Source organism: Aureimonas phyllosphaerae, assembly GCF_900113065.1.
In the GTDB taxonomy this organism is placed as follows: domain Bacteria; phylum Pseudomonadota; class Alphaproteobacteria; order Rhizobiales; family Rhizobiaceae; genus Aureimonas; species Aureimonas phyllosphaerae.
Genome location: NZ_FOOA01000008.1, coordinates 73,518 through 92,484, shown reverse-complemented (window position 1 = coordinate 92,484; position 18,967 = coordinate 73,518). Strand labels below are relative to the sequence as shown.

At 69.1% G+C, this 18,967-nt stretch carries 20 protein-coding genes; 10 read left to right on the top strand and 10 right to left on the bottom strand.

Features of this window, described 5'->3' with window-relative positions; all coding sequences use genetic code 11:
* Positions 1-159: 159 nt before the first annotated feature.
* Positions 160-603: a nickel-responsive transcriptional regulator NikR gene (gene nikR, locus BM175_RS11710; RefSeq protein ID WP_090963238.1), complete on the top strand. Its 444-nt coding sequence runs from the start codon at positions 160-162 to the stop codon at positions 601-603.
* 12 nt (positions 604-615) lie between these two features.
* Here nikR and BM175_RS11705 read toward each other — a convergent pair whose 3' ends face one another.
* Positions 616-849: a hypothetical protein gene (locus BM175_RS11705; protein ID WP_090963236.1), complete on the bottom strand. Its 234-nt coding sequence runs from the start codon at positions 847-849 to the stop codon at positions 616-618.
* Between the two features lie 197 nt (positions 850-1,046).
* Here BM175_RS11705 and BM175_RS11700 point away from each other — a divergent pair, with 197 nt between their 5' ends.
* Complete coding sequence (locus BM175_RS11700; RefSeq protein WP_090963234.1) at positions 1,047-3,389, top strand: DUF3772 domain-containing protein; 2,343 nt, start codon at positions 1,047-1,049, stop codon at positions 3,387-3,389.
* A gap of 22 nt (positions 3,390-3,411) precedes the next feature.
* On the opposite strand, the gene BM175_RS11695 is transcribed toward BM175_RS11700, so the two are convergent.
* Positions 3,412-4,182, bottom strand: coding sequence for a Crp/Fnr family transcriptional regulator (locus tag BM175_RS11695; RefSeq protein WP_090963232.1), 771 nt, complete (start codon positions 4,180-4,182; stop codon positions 3,412-3,414).
* A gap of 141 nt (positions 4,183-4,323) precedes the next feature.
* Between BM175_RS11695 and BM175_RS11690 the strand changes: the two genes are divergently transcribed.
* A complete protein-coding gene (locus tag BM175_RS11690) occupies positions 4,324-4,578 on the top strand; it encodes a hypothetical protein (RefSeq protein ID WP_090963230.1) in 255 nt (84 codons plus the stop codon).
* 6 nt (positions 4,579-4,584) lie between these two features.
* Here BM175_RS11690 and BM175_RS11685 read toward each other — a convergent pair whose 3' ends face one another.
* The 7 genes from BM175_RS11685 to BM175_RS11655 all read right to left on the bottom strand — a co-directional run bounded on the left by BM175_RS11685 (position 4,585) and on the right by BM175_RS11655 (position 11,457).
* Positions 4,585-5,310 carry an LrgB family protein gene (locus tag BM175_RS11685; protein ID WP_090963228.1) on the bottom strand — a complete coding sequence of 242 codons (726 nt, stop codon included), beginning with the start codon at positions 5,308-5,310 and terminating at the stop codon, positions 4,585-4,587.
* The gene (locus BM175_RS11680) at positions 5,307-5,684 is read right to left on the bottom strand and encodes a CidA/LrgA family protein (protein ID WP_090963226.1); all 378 of its coding nucleotides are present in this window, start codon (positions 5,682-5,684) and stop codon (positions 5,307-5,309) included. Before BM175_RS11680 ends, BM175_RS11685 begins: the two co-directional genes overlap by 4 nt.
* Before the next feature lie 127 nt (positions 5,685-5,811).
* On the bottom strand, positions 5,812-7,704 hold the full coding sequence (htpG, locus tag BM175_RS11675) for a molecular chaperone HtpG (RefSeq protein ID WP_090963224.1): 1,893 nt from the start codon (positions 7,702-7,704) through the stop codon (positions 5,812-5,814).
* A gap of 79 nt (positions 7,705-7,783) precedes the next feature.
* Positions 7,784-8,512: an SDR family oxidoreductase gene (locus BM175_RS11670; RefSeq protein WP_090963222.1), complete on the bottom strand. Its 729-nt coding sequence runs from the start codon at positions 8,510-8,512 to the stop codon at positions 7,784-7,786.
* A 66-nt stretch (positions 8,513-8,578) separates the two neighbouring features.
* A complete protein-coding gene (locus tag BM175_RS11665; RefSeq protein WP_090963220.1) occupies positions 8,579-9,340 on the bottom strand; it encodes an SDR family NAD(P)-dependent oxidoreductase in 762 nt (253 codons plus the stop codon).
* A gap of 16 nt (positions 9,341-9,356) precedes the next feature.
* Complete coding sequence (locus BM175_RS11660) at positions 9,357-10,556, bottom strand: ROK family transcriptional regulator (RefSeq protein ID WP_244545970.1); 1,200 nt, start codon at positions 10,554-10,556, stop codon at positions 9,357-9,359.
* A gap of 16 nt (positions 10,557-10,572) precedes the next feature.
* On the bottom strand, positions 10,573-11,457 hold the full coding sequence (locus tag BM175_RS11655; protein WP_090963218.1) for a sugar phosphate isomerase/epimerase family protein: 885 nt from the start codon (positions 11,455-11,457) through the stop codon (positions 10,573-10,575).
* Between the two features lie 383 nt (positions 11,458-11,840).
* Here BM175_RS11655 and BM175_RS11650 point away from each other — a divergent pair, with 383 nt between their 5' ends.
* The 7 genes from BM175_RS11650 (at position 11,841) to BM175_RS11620 (ending at position 18,150) form a co-directional block, all read left to right on the top strand.
* Entirely contained in the window at positions 11,841-13,274 is a 1,434-nt protein-coding gene (locus BM175_RS11650; protein ID WP_090963216.1) for an ABC transporter substrate-binding protein, read from the top strand.
* Positions 13,275-13,468: 194 nt separating this feature from the next.
* On the top strand, positions 13,469-14,353 hold the full coding sequence (locus tag BM175_RS11645) for a carbohydrate ABC transporter permease (protein ID WP_090963214.1): 885 nt from the start codon (positions 13,469-13,471) through the stop codon (positions 14,351-14,353).
* Complete coding sequence (locus BM175_RS11640; protein ID WP_090963212.1) at positions 14,353-15,189, top strand: carbohydrate ABC transporter permease; 837 nt, start codon at positions 14,353-14,355, stop codon at positions 15,187-15,189. Before BM175_RS11645 ends, BM175_RS11640 begins: the two co-directional genes overlap by 1 nt.
* A gap of 4 nt (positions 15,190-15,193) precedes the next feature.
* The gene (locus BM175_RS11635; RefSeq protein ID WP_090963210.1) at positions 15,194-15,430 is read left to right on the top strand and encodes a DUF2160 family membrane protein; all 237 of its coding nucleotides are present in this window, start codon (positions 15,194-15,196) and stop codon (positions 15,428-15,430) included.
* Between the two features lie 55 nt (positions 15,431-15,485).
* On the top strand, positions 15,486-16,547 hold the full coding sequence (locus tag BM175_RS11630) for an ABC transporter ATP-binding protein (RefSeq protein WP_090963209.1): 1,062 nt from the start codon (positions 15,486-15,488) through the stop codon (positions 16,545-16,547).
* Complete coding sequence (locus BM175_RS11625) at positions 16,544-17,275, top strand: SDR family oxidoreductase (RefSeq protein WP_090963207.1); 732 nt, start codon at positions 16,544-16,546, stop codon at positions 17,273-17,275. Before BM175_RS11630 ends, BM175_RS11625 begins: the two co-directional genes overlap by 4 nt.
* Positions 17,276-17,376: 101 nt before the next feature.
* Positions 17,377-18,150: an SDR family NAD(P)-dependent oxidoreductase gene (locus tag BM175_RS11620; protein ID WP_090963205.1), complete on the top strand. Its 774-nt coding sequence runs from the start codon at positions 17,377-17,379 to the stop codon at positions 18,148-18,150.
* Between the two features lie 86 nt (positions 18,151-18,236).
* Here BM175_RS11620 and BM175_RS11615 read toward each other — a convergent pair whose 3' ends face one another.
* Positions 18,237-18,905 carry an HAD family hydrolase gene (locus BM175_RS11615; RefSeq protein WP_090963203.1) on the bottom strand — a complete coding sequence of 223 codons (669 nt, stop codon included), beginning with the start codon at positions 18,903-18,905 and terminating at the stop codon, positions 18,237-18,239.
* Between the last annotated feature and the right edge of the window lie 62 nt (positions 18,906-18,967).

Here is an 18,967-nt window from a genome sequence, read left to right as displayed (position 1 = left end):
GGGAACTCCGGAACAGGCGATCTTCGAATCGCCGCGACACTAGGGGAGCGCCAGTATGCAGTCTATCGGAAATCGTCATACTCGCGGAGCGGTGGTCGCATCCGCCCGCGGTTCCCGCTAGAAGCCGCGCTGAGCGATGGACGGAACAGGAGCCTTCTCATGCAGCGCGTGACGGTGACGCTGGACGACGATCTGATGGCCGACATCGACGCGGTGATGGCCGAGCGCGGCTATGCCAACCGCTCCGAGGCGATCCGGGACCTGGCCCGCGCCGGACTGTCGCGCGCGCGGGCTGATACCGGCGAAGGCGGCTGCGTCGCGGCGCTCGTCTATGTCTACGACCACGCCGCGCGCGATCTGTCGCGCCGCCTGACCCACGCCCATCACGACCACCACGACCTGTCGGTCTCCAGCCTCCACGTCCATCTCGACCAGGGAACTTGCATGGAGGTGTCGGTGCTCAAGGGCGAGATCGGCGCGGTGCGGCATTTTGCGGACCATGTGATCGCCGAGCGCTCGGTCCGGCACGGCGAACTGGTTCTGATCCCCGATGCCGGCGGTTCGACGGCGAAGGGCGCCGCGCACCCGCACGATCACGACTGAACGAGAGCCGCTTCAGGCGGCGCTGCGAAGGCCCTCGGCCGGCTGCATGTCGGCGCTGCCGACCTGCATCAGGAAGACCCGGCGCGCAGCCGCGCTCTCGGCGACCTCGCGGTCACCGACGACAGCGGCCAGACGCGCAACCTCCTCGCGAAAACGCTCGATCTCCTCGGCGGAAGGCCGAAGAACCAGATCGAAGCGGCGAGTCAGCTCGTCGCGCAGCCAAAGAATGTCCTTGTCGCGGTTCATGAGGGGCCAAGTGGCGCGAGGCGGCGGTTTGTCGAGCGGCCGCGTGCCGGCAAATCATCGAAGGCAGCCACATTTCGGCCCATCGGATCGGATCAGAACCCGCCTTCTTGCCGGGCGGCCGCGCCAAGGGGATGGGGCGGCCGCCCGTGAACCGGACTTCGAGGGGACGGCGCGCCTTGCGCCGATGCGACACGACCATGATCCGATCGACCCAGAGGCTGATCGCCGGCCTCGCCCTCCTGTTGTGTCTCGTCGGCGCCGGCATGCCGGTCGCTCTCGCGCAGGACGCGGGCGCCGCGCAGGAGACGATCGCCGCCGTCGACACGCAGGCGAACGATCTCGCCGCGATCCGCCAGGCGGCCGACGGCGACACGACGGTCGACCAGAAGGCGGAGCTTCGCGACCGCGCCATGGCGGTGGGATCGGCGGCCAACGAGGCGGTGGGCCTCCTCGAGCCGCAGCTCGCCGCGATCGACGCGCGCATCGCGGAGCTCGGCGAGGCGAACGAGACCGAGGCGCCCGACGTCAAAGCGCAGCGCGACCAGCTGGCCGCCCAGCGCGGCGACATCGATTCCGCGATCAAGCGCGGGCGCCTCGTCGGCGCCGACGCCAAGGAAACGATCGACCGGATGATCCGCGAGATCAACGAGGCCTTCAGCCGCGATACGTTCAAGGAGGTCGCCTCCCCGCTCTCGCCGCTCCTGTGGACCCAGGTCGCGAATCGGCTGCCCGACGATCTCGCCCGTGCCCGCGACTTTGCGCGCGACTGGCGCAACCAGATCCCGCAGACGGGCCCTCTGACGCGCGTCGCGGCGGTGGCCGGCTCGCTGGCGCTCGCCCTCGTGCTCGCCCTGCCGCTGCGCCGACGCCTGCGCGAGGTCGGCCGGCGCGTCGCCTCCGAACAGGTGCCGAGCACGCGCGCCCGGCGCTCGGCGCTGGCGCTGTGGTTCGTGGTGGTGGGCACGCTCACCGCCGCGCTCGGCGTCTCGGTCTTCTTCTTCGGGCTCGGCTGGGCCGGCGTCCTGACACGCACGGTGCGCCCGCTCGCCGAGAGCCTCGCCCAGACCGCGGCGCTCGGCGCCTTCGTCCTGTCGCTCGGCGCCGGGCTTCTCCTCGTCGGCCAGCCGTCCTGGCGGCTCCTGCCCCTCGACGAGACGGCCGTGCAGCGCCTGCGCCCCTTCCCGACGCTCGCCGCCGTCCTCACCTTCCTCGGCGTCCTCCTGGTGGAGGGCGGGCGGGCCGTGGGCGTCAGCCAGCCGGCGGCGATCGTCATCAACTACGTCGTCGCCGTCGTCTACGGCGCGCTGATCGTCTCCGTCCTCGTCACCCTCGGGCGCATCCGCCGCGCCCACCCCGACGCGGCCAGCCGCCAGCCGAGCGCGCGCACGACGCTCGTGACGATCGCGACGCTCCTCGCCTGGGCCTGCGTCGCGGCGAGCCTCGTCGCCGCGCTCCAGGGCTACGTGAACCTTGCCCTCTTCCTGACGCGGCAGGTGATCTGGACCGCCGTCGTCTCCGCCAGCGCCTTCCTGCTCCTCGTCGTGGTGGACGACCTCTGCACCACGTTCCTGTCGGGCGACAGCCGGCTCGGGCGCTCGCTCCACACGGGGCTCGGCCTCCGGCGCGCGCAGGTCGGGCAGCTCGGCGTCCTCCTGTCGGCGCTCCTGCGCATCGCCATCCTCGTGTGGGCGGCGCTTCTCCTGTCGGGGCCGCTGGGGCCAGGTGCCAGTTCCCTGTTCTACCAGATCGGCTCCTCGGCCGAGATCCAGATCGGCGGCTTCACCATCGTGCCGGGCGCGATCCTGAAGGCTGCCGTGGTGCTGGCGGTCGGCATCGGCCTGATGCGTGTCGTGCGCCACTGGCTGGAGGAGCGCTACCTGCCGGCGACCGATCTCGACCCCGGCGCGCGCAACTCGGTGTCGACGATCGTCACCTATGCCGGCATCCTGCTCGCCGGATTCTGGGCGATCACGACGCTCGGCATCGGCGTCGAGCGCATCGCGCTGGTCGTCTCGGCCCTCTCGGTCGGCATCGGCTTCGGCCTCCAGGCAATCACGCAGAACTTCGTGTCGGGCCTGATCCTTCTCGCCGAGCGCCCGGTGAAGATCGGCGACACGGTGCGCATCGGCACCGACGAGGGCGACGTGAAGCGCATCAGCGTGCGCTCCACCGAGATCCAGATCGCCGACCGCTCGACCCTGATCGTCCCGAATTCCGAGCTGGTGACGAAGTCGATCCGCAACATGACGCTGGCGGACCCCTTGGGGCGCATCCAGATCATGTTGTCGGTGCCGATCGACGCCGACGTCGCAGCGGTGCGCGGCGCGATCCTCGAGACCTTCGCCGGACACGAGGCGGTGCTGGCCGAGCCCGCGCCCTCGGTCTTCATCGACGGGATCGACGACGGCAAGGTGACCTTCAAGTCCTTCGCCTTCGTCGGCGGGCCGCGGCAGGTCTACGGCACGCGCAGCGCGATCCTCTTCACGCTGCTCGGCCGCTTCCGCTCCGAGGGCATCCACCTCACGGCGCCACCGGCCTGAGTCTCGCCGGCCGGCGCGCCCGTCAGGCGAGCGCCTCGCGGTCCGCTTCGGTTCCATGGCCGACCTCGTCCGCGCCGGGGCGGCGCAGGTGCAGGTAGCTCGGCTCGAAATTGGCGAGCCGCATCAGCGCGCCGAGGTCGTCGACCTGCAGCGAGCGCCCTTTCAGGACGATCAGCCCTTCGGCGCGCAGGTCCTGCAGCATGCGGTTGGTGTGGACGATCGAGATGCCGAGCGCATCCGACAGGTCGGCCTGCGTGATCGGGAAGGGGCAGGCCCCGGTCTCGTCCACGAGGCCGATCGAGCGCATGCGCACGAAGGTCTCGCAGAGGAGATGGGCGACACGTTCCGAGCCCGTACGCTGGCCGAGATTGGTCAGCCATTCGCGCGTCGTCGCCTCGCCCACCAGTTCGTTCCACCAGAAGGCGCGGCGCAGGCGCGGAAAGCGCGTCATCAAAACTTCGATCTCATCCGCCGCGATCTGCGCGATGCGCAGCGGCGAGATGGCGCCGATCGAATGGTCCATGACGCCGAGCACGTCGTTGTGAAGGTCGCAGAGGTCGCCGGGAATGAAGAAGGACAGGATCTGCCGCCGCCCGTCCGGCAAGATCTTGTAGCGGCAGGCGAAGCCCTCGAGCATGAGATTGACGAAGCCCGGCTTCTGCCCCTGCTCGATGATGTCGTCACGACTGTTGAGAACGCGAAGCCGCCGGCCGGCGAGATCCTGCAGCGCCGAGCGCTCCTCGTCGGACAGCGGCGCGAAGTTCTGCAGTTTGCGGATGAGATAAACGACCAAGACCAGTCCTCCGGAACAGGCCCTTCCGAATGGATTGGGGATCGTTCGTCCATTAACTAGTTTAACTTCGACAGGGACCGAAACGAGGCAGGCTGTCAGCCGCCCAACGATGCTCCATCCTTCTGGGGAACTGGAGGTGACATGCCTGATTCCCCATCCCTGTTCGTCGGTGCCGTGGAGCCGGAGGCGCGCGACCGCGAGCCGCGCCACGGCACCCGCCTCTTTGCCGTCCTGGCCGAGTCCTGGAGCGAGGCGGAGGGGCTGATCCGCGAGGCCGTGGGACGCGCGGACGCCGCGATCGTGCAGCGCGAGGACGCGCCCTCGCGCCTTTACGCACAGCGCCTGCCGCTGCGTCCGCACGCCGCCGTCGAGTTCAGCCTGGAGCGACGCGGCTGAGCCGCATCAGCCGAGAAGCCCGACCACGATCGGAACGATCAGCGCCGTCAGGAGCCCGTTCAGCGCCATGGCGAGCCCGGCGAAGGTGCCGGCCACGCCGTCCACCTGGAAGGCGCGGGCGGTGCCGATGCCGTGCGAGGCGAGGCCTGCGGCAAAGCCGCGCGCGGCAAAATCGCGGATGCCGAGCGTGTTCATGAGGGGCGTGACGAGGATCGCGCCGATGATGCCGGTGGCGATCACGAAGACGGCGGTCAGCGCCGGGTCGCCGCCGATCTCGCCGGCGATGCCCATGGCGATGCCGGCGGTCACGGATTTCGGCGCGAGCGCCAGAAGCAGCGGCTCGGGCACGCCGAAAAGGAGCCCGAGCCCGACGGCCGAGCCGGTGGCGGCCAGCGCGCCGGCGGGCAGCGCTAGGAGCACCGGCCCCAGCATCGAGCGGACCAGCGCGCGGTTGCGCCAGAGCGGCACGGCGAGCGCGACGGTCGCCGGCCCCAGCATGAAATGGACGAACTGGGCGCCCGAGAAATAGGTGGCGTAGGGCGTATCGGTCGCCGCGAGGAGCGCGACGAGGACCGCGATCGACAGAAGGATCGGGTTGACCAGCGGATGGTCGCCGCTCGCCCGTGCCACGGCGCGGGCGGCGAGGAAGACGCCGATGGTCAGCGTCAGCCAGAGAAGCGGGCTCGCGGAGAGATAGACCCAGAGCTCGAAGAGGGACGCCCCGCCGCTCATGCCGCGCCGCCTTCCCGCCGGCGGCGGACGAGACGGAAGACACCGACGGTGACGAGAAGCGTCAGGACCGTCGACAGGACGAGGGCGGCCAGCACGCCCGGCCCGTTGGCGAGGAGGAGATCGGGCGAGCGCGCGATGCCGACGCCCGCCGGCACGAACAGAAGGCCGAGATGGGCGAGAAGCCCGTCGGCGACCCGGCCGACCGGCGCCTCCGCCGACGCCACGCCGACCGCCCGGCGTCGCTCGGTGACGGCGAGGATGCCGAGCAGGAAGACGATGCCGAGCACCGGGCCCGGCACCGGCAGGCCGAGCAGGCGGACGACCGTCTCGCCGGCCAGCTGGCAGGCAAGAAGCACGAAGAGGCCGAGAAGCACGAGGGGCAGCCTTTCGGAACGGATGGAACGAACGTCCCCCATCCTTACGGGCTGCACCGCACGCAAGCCAGCAGGCGGCCGCCTGACGCAGCGTTCAACCCCGGCGCGTCGGGCGCCGGGCCGAGCCTCAGCCGAGCGCGCGGGCCAGCACGCGGCCGAGGCGCGCGGCAAAGGCCCGGGGGTCGGACGGCGCCTCGCCGTCGGCGACGCGCGCCTCGTCGAGAAGAAGGCGCGCGGCGTCCTCGCGCAGCGCAGCGTCGCCCGCATCGAGCCGCGCCAGCCGCGCGACGAGATCGTGGCGCGGATTGACCTCGAGGATGGGCTTTGCGGCCGCGCCGCCGAGCCGGCCGGCGCTCGCCAGGAGACGCTCCAGCTGACGGTCCATGCCGCGATCGTTGGCCACGAGGCAGACGGCGCTGTCGGTCAGGCGCTCGCTGGCGCGCACGTCCGCGACGTCCTCCCCGAGCGTCTCCTTCAGATAGGCGATGAAGCCCTCGACCTCCGGCACGGCCTCGGCGGAGGCGGGCTCGGCGCCCTCCCGGAGCGGCACGGCGCCGAGATCGGCAAGCCCCTGCGTCACCGAGCGCAGCGGCTTGCCCTCGAACTCGGGGACCATCGAGGTCCAGAATCCGTCGACCTGATCGGTAAGGAGAAGCACCTCGATGCCGCGCGCGGCAAAGCCCTCGAGCTGCGGCGACGCCTTCAGCCGCTCGGCATCCGTGCCGACGGCGTAGTAGATCGCCGCCTGCCCCTCCTTCATGTCGGCGACGACATCCTTGATGCTGCGCCAGGCGGTTCCGCCCGTCGTGGTGTGGAAGCGGGCGAGGCCGAGAAGGGCGGCGCGCCGATCCTCGTCCTCGTAGAGGCCTTCCTTCAGGACGGCGCCGAAATTCTCCCAGACGCCGGCGTAGCGGTCCGGGTCGCTCTCAGTAAGCTTGCCCATCTCGGACAGGACGCGGCTGGTCACGCCCTTGCGGATCGCCGCGAGCACCCGGCTTTCCTGGATCATCTCGCGCGAGACGTTGAGCGGCAGGTCGGCCGAATCCACGAGGCCCCGCACGAAGCGCAGCCAGCGCGGCAGGATCTCGGTCTCGTCGGTGATGAAGACGCGCCGCACGTAGAGCTTCATTCGGCCGGCGCGCTCGGGGTCGAAGAGGTCGAAGGGCTTGGATCCCGGCACGAAGGCGAGGACCGTGTATTCGTGCAGACCCTCGGCACGATAGTGCAGCGTCAGCGCCGGCTCGTCGAACTGGCCGGCGAGCGTGCGATAGGCGTCGGCGTAGTCGTCGGTCGAGATCTCGGACTTCGGCTTCGTCCACAGCGCCGCGCCGTCGGCGATGCGCCGCGGTTCGGCGTCGGGCGCGGTCTTCAGCGCGATCGGCACCGGCACGTGGCCGGACTGGGCGCGCACGGTCTCTTCGATGACGTGAGGCTCGAGGTAGGTTCCGGCGTCCTCCTTGACGTGGAGCGTGACGCGGGTGCCGCGCGGCGGCGCCTCGGCCGGATCGGCGGCGCCGACCGTGAAGGTGCCGAGGCCGTCCGAACTCCAGCGCGCCGCCGTGTCGCCGCCTGCGCGGCGCGAGACGACGTCCACCCGGTCCGCCACCATGAAGGCGGAATAGAAGCCGACGCCGAACTGGCCAATGAGCCGGCTTTCGCCGCCCTTCGCCTCCTCCGCCATCCGGTCCATGAAGGCGCGGGTGCCGGAGCGCGCGATGGTGCCGAGCGCTTCCACCATCTCGCCCTCGGTCATGCCGATGCCGTTGTCCTCGACGGTGAGCGTGCGCGCCGACGGGTCGATCGTCAGCGTGATCAGCGGCTCGCCGCCCGCGCTCAAAAGCTCGGGCGTCGCGATCGCCTCGAAGCGCAGCTTCTCGCAGGCGTCGGCGGCGTTGGAAACGAGTTCGCGCAGGAACACGTCCTTGTCGGAATAGACCGAGTGCACCATCAGGTGCAGGAGCCGGGCGACGTCCGCCTCGAAGCTCTTCGTCGTCTCGCCCGGTGCCGTATCCGCCGTCATGCCGTGTCCCTTTCTGGCCGCAAACCGAGCCGCGACATGGCGGCTCGGGGCCGAGGTTTCAAGCGGCCGGCGGGCCGTCTCAGATGTCGAAGTTCTGCGGCAGGAGCACGAGGTCGCGCACCACCGTGTTGCGCGGGCGCGTCAGCATGAAGAGGACGGCCTCGGCGACCTCGACCGGCTGGAACAGGGCGCCGTTCTCGATCGCCCGCTTCAGGTTCTCGGCCGGCCAGTCCTGGACGAGCGGCGTCACCACCGGGCCCGGCGCGATGGCGCCGACGCGCACGCCGTGCTTGGCGACCTGCCGGCGCACGGCGTGGGTGAAGGCCTGCACCGCGTGCTTGGAGGCGGTGTAGACCGGCTCCCAGGGGATTGCCTGATGGCCGGCGACCGAGCTCGTCACGATCACGTCGCCAGTGCCCCGCCCGATCATGTGCGGCAGGACGGCATGGACGCCGCGGAACACGGCGTTGACGTTGAGGTTCAGCATCCGGTCGAACGCGTCGGCGTTTCCGTCCACGAGGTCGCCGCCGATATAGGAGCCGGCATTGGCGTGGAAGATGTCGAGCTGGCCGGCCTCCTCCAGGATGCGCGGCAGCATCGTGTCGGTGCTCGCGGCATTGGTGATGTCGACCTTCAGTGCGCTCGCGCCCGTTCCGAGGTCCGCCACCGCCTTGTCCAGGCGCTCGTCGTTGTTGTCGACGATGAAGACGCGCGCCCCGTTCGCCAGCATGATGCGGGCGCATTCGAGACCGATGCCCGAGGCGCCGCCCGTGACGGCCGCGACCTTGCCCGCCAGTTTCTCTGCCATGTCGATGGTTCCTCCCTTTGGAAATTCGCCGGCGGGTGACGCGTCGGTCAACGCGTGACCCGCTGGTCAGCGGGTGAGATAGCCGCCGTCGACCGGCAGCACGGCGCCGGTCACGTAGCTTGCGGCGGGCGAGCAGAGGAACAGGGCGCAGGCCGCGACCTCCTCCGGCTGGCCGTAGCGACCCATCGGCGTCATCCGCCGCCAGACCGGGTCCCAGTCCGGGTTGTCGAAGCCGCCGCGCGTCATGTCCGTGTCGATGTAGCCGGGCGCCACCGCGTTGACGCGCACGCCGTCCGGCGCGAACTCGCTGGCGAGCGATTTCGTCAGCATGTGCACCGCGGCCTTCGACGCGTTGTAGGCCGCCTGGTTCTGCGGAATGTTGGAGATGAAGCCGGACACCGATCCGACGTTGAGGATGACGCCCTCGCCCGCCGCCTTCAGGTGCGGCAGCGCCTCCCGGCAGAAGCGGAAGACGGAGGCGACATTGGTCGAAAGGATCAGCTCCAGCCGCTCGTCGTCGAAGGTTTCGGTGTGGCCGTGCGAGGCGACGCCGGCATTGTTGACGAGGATGTCGATGCGTCCGAAGCGCTCGATGCACTGCGCGAGCGCGCGCGCCGGCATGTCGGGGTCGCGCACGTCGCCGCGCGCCACGTCGAACTCGGTGCCCGAGACGCGAAGCTCCGCCTCGCCGTCCGGGTTGTCGCGCCGGGCGGTGACGAGGCAGCGTGCGCCGGCATGCCCAAGCGCTTTGGCGATGGCGAGCCCGATGCCCCGGTTGCCGCCGGTGACGAGGGCGACCTTTCCGTCCAGTCGAAACCGATCGAGCATGGTGTGTGGTCTCCCGTCAGACATGAGCAGGTTCGGCGTCGGCCGCCAGGAACCGCTGGTGAAGGATGCAGGCGGCGCCGAAGGCCGCTCCGAAGGTCGGGTCGGCGTTGACGACGATGCCGGGCATGGGAAAGCCGGGGTCCTGGATGCGCGCCCAGTGCGCGGCGACGCGCGCGCCGACGAGCGGATAGAGCGCGGCCAGGGAGCCGCCGAGCACGATCTGGTCGGGGTCGACGAGCCGGCAGCCCTGCGACAGGCCGAAGGCGAGCGCGCGCGCCCATCCTTCCGCGATCGCGACGGCGCCCGGCGCGCGGTCCTTTACCTCGCCGAGGAACGCCTCCAGCGTCGCCGCCCCGTCGGGCGCGCTGGCGCGCCAGGCGGAGAGGACCCCTTCCAGCCCGACGAGTTCCTCCAGCCGCCGCAGCGCGCCGTCGCCCGCCGGCACGAGAAGGTGGCCGATCTCGCCGGCAAGCCCGTGGCCGCCCCGGAACAGCGCGCCGTCGACGAGAATGCCGCCGCCGACGCCCGTTTCCAGCACCAGCGCCAGCGTGACCCCGGGCCGCGCAGCATCGCGCCCGTAGGCGTCGCCGATCGCGAACGCGTTGGCGTCGTTCTCGGCGGCGACCGGCACCTTGTCCGGCAGGTGCGGGCGCATCAGCGCGGCGGGATGGACGTCGCGCCAGCCGAGAAGCGGGGCGACGCGCACCCGCCCGCCGCGCTCCATCTGCGCGGGGATGGCGATGCCGAACCCTTCGCAGCGTGCCCAACCGTCCGACGGCAGCGCGTCGGCGGCCAGATGCGCGGCGGTCTCGAACGCGTCGTCGAGCCCGGCCGCCGGCGCATCGAAGGCCGCGATGCGCTGCGCGACGATCGTGCCCGACAGGTCGATCGCGACGAAGCTGATATGCTCGACGCCGATCTCGACGCCGGCAAAGAACACGGCGTCCGGCTGGAGTTCGAGGAGAATGCCCGGCCGCCCTGCCCGACCCTTGGCCGCGCGCTCCGCCCCGTCCGACGCGTCCGCCACCTCGCGCACCAGCCCCTCGGCGGTGAGCGCGGCGACGATGTGGCCGGACGAGGAGCGGTTGAGCCCGAGGACGCGCGCCAGATCCGCTCGGCTCAGCCGCCCGAAGCGGTGCAGCGCACGCAGCGCCGCCATCTCGCTGCCCTGCCGGACGCGGCGCAGTGCGGGATCGAGGGACGCGACGTGCGACACGGGTGCTCCCGTCGCCTTACGGCCGCGCGTTGGTGGCGCGGCGGCGCTTGGCTTCGTCCTGCTTCAGCTCGATGAAGGTCTTGGCATGGCGGGCGAGCGGCATGTTGTCGGTCCAGGTGTCGCGCCAGATCGCGCAGGCGAGCGACAGCGCCTCGTCCACCACGGCGGAGGAGAAGGACTCGAACGTGATGTTGCGTGCGTAGTCGATGTCGAGCAGCGCGTCGAAGATCAGCTCGAAGTCGATCACGCCGTCGCCGAGATAGCCGCGGTTGCTCTCGCCGATGTGGAAGTAGCCGAGCTTGTCGCCGGCAAGGCGCAGGGCGGCGGCCGGGTTCGCCTCCTCGATGTTCATGTGGAACGTGTCGAGATGGAGCCGGACGTGGTCCGAGCCGGTCTTCTCGATGAAGTCGAGCCCCTGCGCGGTGGTGTTGAGGACGTTGCTCTCGAAGCGGTTGACGACCTCGAGCACGAGATCGACGCCGGCGTCCTTGGCGATGTCGGCGGTCTTGGCGATGGCCTCGATCGCGTTCTGGCGGCCGCGCTCGGTCGGCATCGCGCCGTATTTCGTGTGGGCGGAATAGAGGATGCCGCCGAGCGTCTTGCCGCCGACGTCGCGCACCGCCTTGACGGCGTCGGCGAGCAGCGCCTCGCCCGCCTTCACCACGCCCGCGTCGGTGCTCGACACGTCGGCCGCGAGCGGCAGGCCCATGGTGACGGCGATCTCGATGTCGAGCGAGCGCGCCTTTTCGCCCAGCCGGTCGAGGTCGAACTTCTCGGGGCGCAGGTAGGCGAATTCTATGAGGCGGTAGCCGCACTCGGCCGAGCGATCGAGCGCGCGCTCCAGTTCGTCCTGCGTTCCGCCGCCCGTCCACACGAACGAATGGATCCCCAGCCGCTTCATCGCGCCCTCCCTTATTGTTGAATTGCGCAACAAAATCTGCGCAACCTTGATTTGTCAAGCGGCGGATCGTGTTGCGACGCAAAGCAACGAATTCGCGGTGCAGCACAGTGTTATTGTGCATTCGCGAGAAGACAAGCAATCCTTTGGGTTATGAGCAACTCATCGATGCAGCGTTTCTTGTGCTTGTTGCAACATAATATGACAGAACACGCAACAAATGTTGTGCAGGGCCGCGTGATGGTCTAGGCATGAGGGCACGGCCTTCCCGCCCGCCGTGTCCGGCGGACCGACGGCCCGCTTTTCCAGAGGACAAACCGCCCGGCCAACAAGGGCGGCAGCAACGCGCCGCCGGACAAGGCGGACCTTCGGGAGGAACGAAACTCATGAAGCGAAACCTCAGCACCAGCCTGATCGCCCTGACGATCGGCCTCGTCGGCGGCCTGTCCGCCGCGCATGCGGACTTCTGGTCCGACGCGGGCGCCAAGTTCAAGGGCGTGACCCTGCACGGCGTGACCGAGAGCACGCCGCCCTCGAACTACGTCAAGGACGTGCTCGCCAAGCAGTTCGAGGAGAAGACCGGCATCAAGGTCGAACTTGAAACCACCTCGTGGGACCAGATGTACGACAAGGCCATCAAGGACATGGAAGCCAAGACCGGCATCTATGACATGGTCTATATCGAGCAGGACATCGTCTACGCCTACCTGCAGCGCAACTTCCTGACCGACATTACCAAGACGCTCGCCGACAAGCCGGACCTCAAGGCGCCCGAGTTCGACGAGAAGAACTTCACCACCTTCGCCGACTATTTCCGCGGCACGGACAACGACCTCTTCGGCGTGCCGATGGAGGCCTTCATCAAGGTCTACCTCTACCGCAAGGACCTCTTCGACGATCCGAAGATCAAGGAGGCCTTCAAGGCGAAGACCGGCAAGGACCTCGCGCCGGCGAAGACGCACGAGGACTACACGGAGATCGCCGAGTTCTTCACCGAATACGGCAAGGAGAACGGCGGGCAGCTCTGGGGCACGACGAGCCAGGCCCATACCGGCCACCCCGCCTCTTGGTACGAATATGTCGAGTCCGTCGCACCGACCTTCGGCGTCTACAACTGGGGCATCAACGCCGACGACAACTACGGCGCCACCGTCGAGCACGGCGGCACGATGAACAGCGACAAGGCCAAGGCCGCGCTGAAGTACTTCCTGCACCTGCGCGACATCGCGCCGCCGGAATCGGCCGCCTCCACTTGGTCCGAGGTCGCCACGACCTTTGCCGCCGGCCGCGCGGCGCAAGGCCTCGTCTACGGCGAGAACGCCGCCTGGATCGCGTCCGACCAGTCGAAGTCGAAGGTCGTCGGCAAGGTCGGCATCGCGCTGCCCCCGCTGTCGGACGGCGTCATGGCGGACGCGGAATCGGGCAAGGGATATATCGGCTACTACGATGGCGGCGCCTTCGGCGTGCCGGTCACGGCCAAGAACCAGGACGCCGCGCTCCTCTTCCTCCAGTACATCGGCCAGAACTCGGTGCAACCCGACTGGGCCGTCGCCGCGCCGCGCATCACCAACACCGCCACCTACGACGACCCGAAGGTGAAGGAGATGGATACGACGCTCGGCGGCTACTACACGATGCTGAAGAACGACGGGAAGCTGTTCGCCGGCGCGCCGAAGTATCCGTTCCACGCGCAGGTCCGCGAGACCGTCGCGCCGATCTTCTACCGCATCCTGACCGGCGAGGTCGGACCGGACGAAGGCCTCGACGAGATGGCCGCCGCGACGGAAGAGGAACTGACGAGCCTCGGCTACCGCAAGTAGGCCGCAAGCCTCGAGGCCGCCGGCATCGCCGGCGGCCTCGCCGACGCTCTCCTCCGGGGCGGGCTGTTTTCGCCGCCTCGGAGCGACCGCGACCGAGCAGGGCGCCCGCCTGCGGGCCGCCGCACGCCCCCTCGGCGTGCGCCCTTCCCCTTGCCCGGATCCTCGACCGCGAGCCCCTCGAGAGGATGGTTCCCATGCGTTCCAACAAGGTCGGCTGGCTGCTTCTCGCCCCGACGATCGTCATCCTGGCGACCTTCGGCATCGTGCCGTTCGTCTACGTGCTCTACGTCGCGTTCCACCAGTGGAACCCGTTCGGCGCCAGCCCGGACATGATCTTCAACGGCGCCAACAACTTTCGCCGCCTCGTCTTCGACAAGGCGTTCCTCACGGCCATCTGGTACACGCTGAAGTTCGCCTTCTTCGCGGTCGCCTCCGAAGTCATCATCGGCTACCTCCTCGCTCAGCTCTTCATGAAGGAGTTTCCCGGGCGCGGCTTCTTCCGCACGATCCACACCCTGCCGCTGATCGTCGCCCCGATCGTCGTCGGCTCGGTCTGGCGCCTGCTCACGACGCCCTCGATCGGCATCATCCCCTACTATCTCAACGCCTGGTTCGGCTACGAGCTGAACATCGGGCGCGACGCCAGCGCCGCCTTCATCCTCACCGTCATCATGGACATCTGGCACTGGACGCCGCTCGTCACGCTGACGCTTCTCGCCGCCCTCGTGTCCTTGCCCAAGGAGCCCTTCGAGCAGGCCCAGATCGACGGCGCCAGCCGCTGGCAGGTGTTCTGGCACATCACGCTGCCGATGATCCGCCCGGCGATCCTCGCCACCGTCTTCATCCGCCTGATGGACGCGCTGCGCACGGTGGACGAGGTGTGGATGCTGACCGGCGGCGGCCCGGGCGCGGCCACCCGCTACATCGGCCTCCACATCTGGAAGGTCGTGTTCCCGAAGACCGACTACGGCTACGGCTCGGCGATCTCGGTGATCGTCCTCTACCTCACGCTCGTGATGTGCTGGATCCTCTACGTCGCCCTCGTCGCCCCCCGCACCCGCAAGAAGAGGACGTTCTGATGCGCCAATCCCGGCCCTTCGTCTCGATCCTCCTGTGGATCGCGCTCTCCTTCCTGACCCTCTTCCCGATCTACTGGCTGTTCGTGATCTCGGTGAAGCCGGCGGTGGACCTCTTCACGACGCCGAGCGTCTTCCTCGACACCGTGTTCTGGGACAACTACGCCAACGTCCTCGGCAACGAGACGCTGCGCCGCTACATGATCAACTCGATCATCATCTCCAGCGGCAACGCGGTGCTCTGCACGACGCTCGCCTTCATGGCCTGCTACGCGCTGTCGCGATACGACCTGGGCGGCAAGGAGAACATCTTCTTCTGGACGATCACCAACCGCATGGCGCCGGCGGCGGTCTTCCTCCTGCCCTTCTTCCTGCTGTTCACGCAGGTCTTCGCGATCGGGGACTTCAAGCTCTACGACACGCGGATCGGCATGATCCTCCTCTACTGCACCTTCAACCTGCCGTTTGCGATCTGGACGCTCCGGCCCACCATCGACGGGCTGCCGAAGGAGCTCGACGAGGCAGCGACCGTCGACGGCGCCTCGACCTGGCAGGTCATCCGCGAGGTGATCTTCCCGCTCGCGCGTCCGGGTCTCTCCGTCACCTTGATCCTCACCTGGGTCTTCGCCTGGAACGAGTTCCTGCTGGCCGCCACGCTGACGAGCTTCAACGCCCGCACCATCACCACGGGCCTGTCGGAATACGTCACCACCACCGGCACCGAATGGGGCACGATGGCCTCGATCGCCATCATCACCCTCATTCCCGCCCTCGTCGTCTTCGCCGTCGTGCAGCGCCACATCGTGGCCGGCCTCACCTTCGGCGCGGTGAAGGAGTAACGCCATGGACAAGACCGTCGACCTCGACGCCGCAGACGAGGAAGCCAGCACGAAGCCACCCGCGGTGCGCCATGGCTTTCTGCCGATCACCACCAACTGGTTCGACCGGCTCTTCATCGGGATCTACCTCTTCGTCGCGCTGGAGCTCCTCTGGATGCGCTTCCTGGAGCAGGCGGTCCCACTCACCGTCTGCCACGTCATCGCGATCGCGCTCGGCGCGCTGATCGTCTGGAAGGGCTGAGGCGGGCTCGCTCGCCCGGCTCGCCCGACACGCCCCTCACATTCCAAGGTTCCCCATGGCACAGGTCACCATCAAGAACGTCGTCAAGCGCTACGGTCAGGTGCAGGTCATGCACGGCGTCGACGTCGACGTCGGCGACGGGCAGTTCGTGGTGCTGGTCGGCCCGTCGGGCTGCGGCAAGTCCACGCTCTTGCGCATGATCGCGGGGCTGGAGCCGATCTCGGGCGGCACGATCTCGATCGGCGGGCGCGTCGTCAACGACGTGGCCCCCAAGGACCGCGACATCGCCATGGTGTTCCAGTCCTATGCGCTCTACCCGCACAAGACGGTGGCCGAGAACATGGGCTTCGCGCTCAAGATCAAGGGCGCGCCGAAGTCCGAGATCGAGCAGAAGGTCAGGAAGGCCGCCGGGATCCTCGACCTCGACAAGTATCTCGACCGCTACCCGAAGGAGCTGTCGGGCGGCCAGCGCCAGCGCGTCGCGATGGGCCGCGCGATCGTGCGCGATCCGCAGGTCTTCCTGTTCGACGAGCCCTTGTCGAACCTCGACGCCAAGCTGCGCGTCGCCATGCGCGTCGAGATCAAGGAGTTGCACCAGCGCCTGAAGACCACGATCGTCTACGTCACGCACGACCAGATCGAGGCGATGACCATGGCCGACAAGATCGTCGTCATGCGCGACGGACGCGTGGAGCAGATCGGCGCGCCGCTCGACCTCTACGACAACCCGGTCAATACCTTCGTCGCCGGCTTCATCGGCTCGCCCGCCATGAACTTCGTCCACGGGCGGATCGAGGCCGGCCCGAACGGCTCCGTCTTCGCCGCCGACGGCGGCGCTCGCCTGCCGCTCGGGCCGACCGAGGTCGAGCCCGGCCGCACGGTCACCTACGGCATCAGGCCCGAGCACATCGACATCGGACCGGGCGGCGTTCCCGCCCGCGTCTCGGTGCTCGAGCCGACGGGCTCGGAAACGCAGGTCTTCGCCAAGGTCGGCAAGGATTCGCTCGACGCCGTGGTCAAGGACCGCATCGGCGCGCAGCCGGGCGAGGAGGTCTCCTTCGTGATCGACACGCGCCGCGTCCATCTCTTCGACCGCGAGACGGGGCGCCGCCTGTGAGCGCCGACTTCACCGGCCGACGCGTCGTCGTCACCGGCGCCGGCAAGGGCATCGGGCGCGCCACCGCGCTGATGCTGGCAAGGCGCGGCGCCCGCGTCGTCGCGCTGACCCGCTCGGGTGCCGATCTCGAAACCCTGAAGGCCGAGACGGGCTGCGAGACGATCGTCGTCGACCTCGCCGATGCGCAAGCGACACGCGCCGCGGCGCGGCAGGCGCTGCCCGCCGACCTTCTCGTCAATTGTGCCGGCACGACCGAGCTCGAATCCTTCCTCGACGTCTCCGTCGAGAACTTCGATCTCCTCTACGCCGTCAACACGCGCGCGCCGATGATCGTCGCGCAGGAATACGCGCGCGAACGGGTGGCCGCGGGCAAGCCCGGCGCGATCGTCAACGTGTCGAGCTGCGCCTCGTTCGTCGACATTCCCGACCACGCCGCCTACTGCGCCTCCAAGGCCGGGCTCGACGGGCTGACCCGCGTCATGGCCAAGGAGCTCGGACCGAAGGGCATCCGCGTCAACGGCCTCCATCCCACCGTGACCTTGACGCCGATGGCGGTGAAGGCCTGGAGCGACCCGGACAAGGCCGCGGCGATGCTTGGCCGCATCCCGCTCGGCCGCTTTGCCGAGCCGGACGACATCGCCGAGGTGATCCTGTTCCTCCTGTCGGACGCCGCCGCCATGGTCCACGGCCTGTCGATGCCGGTGGACGGCGGGTTCATGGTCGCCTGAGGAAGACCGCGATGCGCGCCCACGGGTTCGCCAAGCCGGCGGACCGGCGCGCCCCGGCCTCCGGCCGCCACCCCTTCATCGACGCTTGAGGAGACCTCGCGATGTTTCAGGAGAAGTTCCGTCTGGACGGGCGCACGGCCGTCGTCACCGGGGGCGGGCGCGGCATCGGCCTGTCGATCGCCGAAGCCCTGGCCGAGTTCGGGGCGCGGATCGTGATCGCCGACATCGACCGCGCGGTCGCGGACGCCGGCCTTGCAGCCCTCAAGGACAAGGGTTTCCAGGCCGAGGCCCACGTCCTCGACGTGACGAAGCCTCGCGACGTCGAGGCCTTCGCCGAGAGGATCGTCGCCGCGCACGGGCGCGTCCACATCCTCGTCGCCAATGCCGGCATCGGCATGTCCGGCGTCGCGGCGGAGGATACGGAGGACGAGCGCTGGCTGAAGGTCAACGACGTCAACTACAACGGCGTCTTCTGGTGCAACCGCGCCTTCGGCCGGCACATGCTGAAGGCCGGAGGCGGCGCGATCGTCAACATCGGCTCGATGTCGGGCTTCATCTCCAACCGGCCGCAGAAGCAGACCTACTACAACGCCTCCAAGGCCGCCGTGCACCAGTTGACGTCGTCGCTCGCGGCCGAATGGGCCGACCGGGGCGTGCGCGTCAACGCGGTCGCCCCGACCTATATCGAGACGGAGATGACGCGCTACAGCGAGGGCAACGAGGGCATGATCGACGTCTGGCTGCGCGACACGCCGATGCACCGCATGGGCCAGCCGCACGAGATCGCCTCCGTGGTCCACTTCCTCGCCTCGGACGCCTCCAGCCTGATGACCGGCACGACGGTGCAGGCCGACGCTGGCTTCACCTGCTGGTAGGCCGCATGCCGCCCCGCCCGTGAACCGGCCGTCCGGGCCGGTTCACGGGCGGGGCGAACGCGTGGATGAGCGCCGCGCGGGCGAAACTACCCCTTCGCGATGATCTCCAGCGTCCCGTCGGAGGCTTGCGAGACGGCGAGCGCATCGTAGCCGGATACGCTCGGATGGGGCGTATCGAGCCGGTGGCTGTGGGTGGCGTCGATCACGAGCACCGTCGCACCCGCCGCCTCGCCCGCCCGGATCCCGGCGGGGGCGTCCTCGAACACGAGGCACTCCTCAATCGGCACGCCGAGCTTCCGGGCGCCGAGGAGGAAGCAGTCGGGCGCCGGCTTGCCGTTCGCCACGTCCTCGCCGGTCACCATCAGCGGGGGAACCGGCAGGCCGGCGATGGCGAGCCGCTTCTCGGCGAGCGCGCGCGGCGCCGAGGTGACGATCGTCCAGCGCTCCGGCGGCAGCGATTTGAGAAAGATCGCCGCGCCCGCGATCTCGACGATCCCCTCGACGTCGTCGATCTCGGCCTGCACCAGCCCGGCGATCTCCGCCTCCAGTACCGCCTCCGGAATGCCGACGCGGCGCATCGTCTCGATCGCCCGCATGCCATGGATCGTCGGCAGGAAGCTGTCGACGTCGATGCCCTGACGGCGCGCCCAGGCCCCCCACACCCGTTCGGCCGCCACGATCGAATTCAGGATCGTGCCGTCCATGTCGAACAGGAAGGCGCCGAAGCGACGGTCGGGAAAGGGATGCTGCGCCATGGAAACCGGAACCGGAGGAACAATCGCTCCTCCTTGCCGGAAAGCCGAGGGGGTCACAAGGG